General features: G+C 40.5%; 4 protein-coding genes. All 4 read right to left on the bottom strand.

Features of this window, described 5'->3' with window-relative positions; translation table 11 throughout:
* Positions 1-71 precede the first annotated feature (71 nt).
* The 4 genes from ACTHUT_RS15120 to tssA all read right to left on the bottom strand — a co-directional run bounded on the left by ACTHUT_RS15120 (position 72) and on the right by tssA (position 3823).
* Positions 72-554, bottom strand: a complete 483-nt coding sequence (locus tag ACTHUT_RS15120; protein ID WP_003761730.1) for an Hcp family type VI secretion system effector — start codon at positions 552-554, stop codon at positions 72-74.
* Positions 555-634: 80 nt separating this feature from the next.
* Positions 635-2134, bottom strand: coding sequence for a type VI secretion system contractile sheath large subunit (gene tssC / locus ACTHUT_RS15115; protein ID WP_137041014.1), 1500 nt, complete (start codon positions 2132-2134; stop codon positions 635-637).
* 34 nt (positions 2135-2168) lie between these two features.
* Positions 2169-2684: a type VI secretion system contractile sheath small subunit gene (gene tssB / locus ACTHUT_RS15110; protein WP_137041013.1), complete on the bottom strand. Its 516-nt coding sequence runs from the start codon at positions 2682-2684 to the stop codon at positions 2169-2171.
* 80 nt (positions 2685-2764) lie between these two features.
* On the bottom strand, positions 2765-3823 hold the full coding sequence (gene tssA / locus ACTHUT_RS15105; RefSeq protein ID WP_440418983.1) for a type VI secretion system protein TssA: 1059 nt from the start codon (positions 3821-3823) through the stop codon (positions 2765-2767).
* Positions 3824-3885 lie beyond the last annotated feature (62 nt).

Here is a 3885-nt window from a genome sequence, read left to right as displayed (position 1 = left end):
GTCATTATGTATGAAGCCTGACTTAAAAATGCCTTTTAAGTCAGGCTTCTTTAATGAAATCTACATATCAATTATGCAGATTTATTTTCTTTGATATTGAAGGCCATTTGAACTTCAGCACCTTTAGAACCTTTATCGGTTTGTTCCCAATATTGGTTTTTCACTTTTGCAGCTTGGAATGAATAACGCATTTTCAGCGCATCATTATCTTGTACACCAATGAATTTCACACCGGTTACCAAGACATCTTCCAATGTGGTGCGTGAGTATTCAATTTGCTCACCACCAGCTTTGCAAACAGAAATTTCTACTTTGCTCAAGTGTTGGCCGGTAGCGCAGTTTTTCAGAATGGTTGGAGCTGCTTTATCGATAGCGGCAACTACGGTCAAGTCATTGAAATTGACTTTACCGGCACCACCGCCACCACCGCTAGTCATTGAACCAGGTTGCTCTGCACCCCAGTCAAAACTTTCGATGTTAGTCCAGTCTTTGTGGTTAGAATCTTTTGATTCGCCATTTACACCTTCGACTTTCATGAACATATCAATAGCCATTTTTTACTCTCCTAGTTAAAAAATACAAGCGATTTAACAACAGGGCACTAAATATACCCAACTAAATAAACTAAGCCTGACTATTCTTGTTTAGTCGAAGGCAATTTGGAAACTAAGCGTAGAGAAACGGTAAGTCCCTCAAGTTGATAATGAGGACGCAGGAAGAACTTAGAAGTGTAGTATCCTGGATTATCTTCTACTTCTTCTACAACTACCTCTGCAGCAGCCAATGGCTTACGGGCTTTTGTTTCTTGGGTGGAGTTAGCGGGGTCTCCATCTACATAATTCATAATCCATTCGTTCAACCAACGTTCCATGTCATCACGTTCACGGAATGAGCCAACTTTGTCGCGAACAATACATTTTAAGTAGTGTGCGAAACGGCAACATGCGAATAAGTAAGGCAAGCGAGCAGACAAACGTGCATTGGCAGTAGCATCTGGATCATAATATTCAGATGGTTTATGCAAAGATTGTGCACCGATAAATGCAGCTAAATCTGTGTTCTTACGATGGATTAATGGCATAAAGCCCAATGCAGCCAGCTCTGCCTCACGGCGGTCGCTAATGGCAATTTCTGTTGGGCATTTCATGTCTACACCGCCATCATCGGTTGGGAATGTGTGGCAGGGAAGATTTTCAACGATACCGCCTGATTCTACGCCACGAATGGCAGTGCACCAGCCATAGTATTTAAATGAACGGTTAATATTTACTGCCATTGCATAAGCTGCATTGGCCCAAGTATATTTGTTATGATCCGCACCCTCTGTCTCTTCCTCGAAGTCAAATTCATCTACGGGGTTTGTCGTGGCACCATAAGGCAGACGAGACAGGAAACGAGGCAAAGCTAAGCCGATATAACGAGAGTCTTCGGATTCACGCAGACTTCGCCATGGAGCGTATTCCGCATTTTGGAAGATTTTGCTCAGGTCGCGCGGATTAGCTAATTCTTGCCAAGATTCCATTTGCATTAGCTTGGGAGATGCACCTGCAATAAATGGGCAGTGCGCAGCCGCGGCAATCTTTTCAAGGCTATTGAGCATTTCTACATCAGGGGCAGAATGATCAAAATAATAGTCACCAACTAAGCAACCAAAAGGTTCGCCACCGAATTGGCCGTACTCTTCCTCATAGATGCGTTTAAAGAGTGGGCTTTGATCCCAGGCTGTACCTTTAAAGCGTTTTAAGTTACGAGCAACTTCTTTTTTGGAAATAGGCAATACTTTGATTTTTAACAAAGTATCTGTTTCAGTGTTTGTTACTAAATGATGTAGGCCGCGCCATTCACCTTCAAGTTTTTGAAAATCCTCATGATGCAAGATCAAGTTGATTTGTTCAGAAAGCTTTCTATCAAGTTCGGCAATAATTGCTTCAATAGTTTGATAGGTATCATCTGAAATGGTCACGGCATTTTGTAGGGCTTGCTGAGCCAATGTTGCGACTGCATTAGTTACAGCGCTTTTAGCTTCTTCCGTTTTAGGTTTGAATTCTTTTTGAAGCAGCTGTTCAAATTCATTGGTTGCAAACACATGTTGCGAACTTCCATTTCCTAGGGTATCTAATTGTTTTTCAGCCATGATTTACTTTCACTTCTAGTTTTATTAGAGACTATTATTCATCTTTGGATGTTGATTTAGGTGCAGCTGCAAGACTTTTTAGCAATTCGCTATCCCCTAAGACTTTTCCAATTAATTCTTCAGCCCCACTTTTACCATCCATATATGAGAGTAAATTAGATAGTTCAGTACGCGCCTGTAAAAGTTCATTTAGAGGTGCTACTTTTTTAGCTATTGCCGCTGGTGAGAAGTCATCCATGCTTTCCAATTCGAGTTCTACATTCAAATTCCCTTCACCTGTCAATGTATTTTTTACGTTGAAGGCAACGCGAGGTTTAAGGGCTTTCATACGTTCATCGAAATTGTCTACATCAATTTCTAAGAATTTTCGTTCAGCCAATTCAGGTAAGGGCTCAACAGGTTTGCCAACCAAATCGGCCATAATACCCATAACGAAAGGCAGTTCGATTTTTTTCTCTGAACCATACAATTCTACGTCATACTCAATTTGCACGCGAGGAGCTCGATTACGGGCAATAAACTTTTGACCTGATGATTTATTTCGTGACATGGTTATAACCTTAGGATGATTAATAATGTTGTGTATTTATTAAAAAAATTTTACTAAATCGCGGATGAGGTATGCTAGGTTCATGAGTTTACTGTATCTTCATCCGGTTTGCCAATTAAAACTTCTAAATTGGCAATACTTTCTGGGCTAATATCTTTCATGATGTCATAAAAATTCATATTCATTTGTCGTTGTACCCTGCGGATAAACAGTGGTGCAGGGTGGCTGGGTTCAAGAGTTTCAAAATAAATGCAGATTTTCTCTAAAGCTAAATCAACATCAGCACGATTTTTAATATTCAAACGGCGCCATGCATCGGCCTCTTGAATAGATTGTTCTTGTGTAATAGTTGAGCTGTTAGTTTCAGAGGGTAACTCTGACTGTTCTGTCTGTTGTACTGAGGGAGTACTCCCATCATTATAGTTGATGGCTTTGTGAATTAGGGTAAGAGGTTTCTGAATAACATCAAAATCAAGTGAGTGTTCATCCTGTAAATTAGACGAGAAAATGCGTTGGATGTCTTTCAGACAGTCCAATGCCTGAATTAATGCGGTCAATTCAGGTTTCCCCGTATCGGCATTCACCCTAATATCGAGCATTAACCGTTCTTTACCTCCCGGATAATTTTGTGGATCATTCCCTTGTAAGATAGAAACAGCTTCTTTTACAGTAATTGGCTGTTGGGTTAACCCATTTATCAATAATTTAGATGAAAGAATTTCTTTTATGATGCCATCAAGTGTGGTAAAGGAGCTAAGGGCATTAATCCTGTAAAATGGATCAAATTCACCGTCTTCATCCTCTAGTTTAGGATAAATGGATTCCCAATACAGGTCTATATTAGCTTTGATTGCTTCGCAACCAGCACAGAACCCTACGAGTCCATGTTTGGCTGTAAGCGCCTGTGTATAGTAGGCTAGGACATGCAAATCCTTAGATTCAGCTAGCAATTGATTGCATAACTTTTCTACCGTTGCCCAATCAGCTTCTTCTGCCGAAATAATCGTGTCACCATACTGTTGTTCTGGTTTGCCTTCAGCTACGCTTTGTAGTTCTAAAAAGCGGCTATCGTATTCGATATTTACACCTTCGGGACTGTCGCTAGAGATAGGTTCGTCCCATCGAGGAAGTGTGTTCATCTACTTATGATCCAAATAACTTATTAAACAGTGAGCATGAGGGGAGGCCTTCATGTTTTATG

The organism is Neisseria sp. P0022.S010, assembly GCF_051956635.1.
This window is presented reverse-complemented; position numbering and strand designations above follow the sequence as displayed.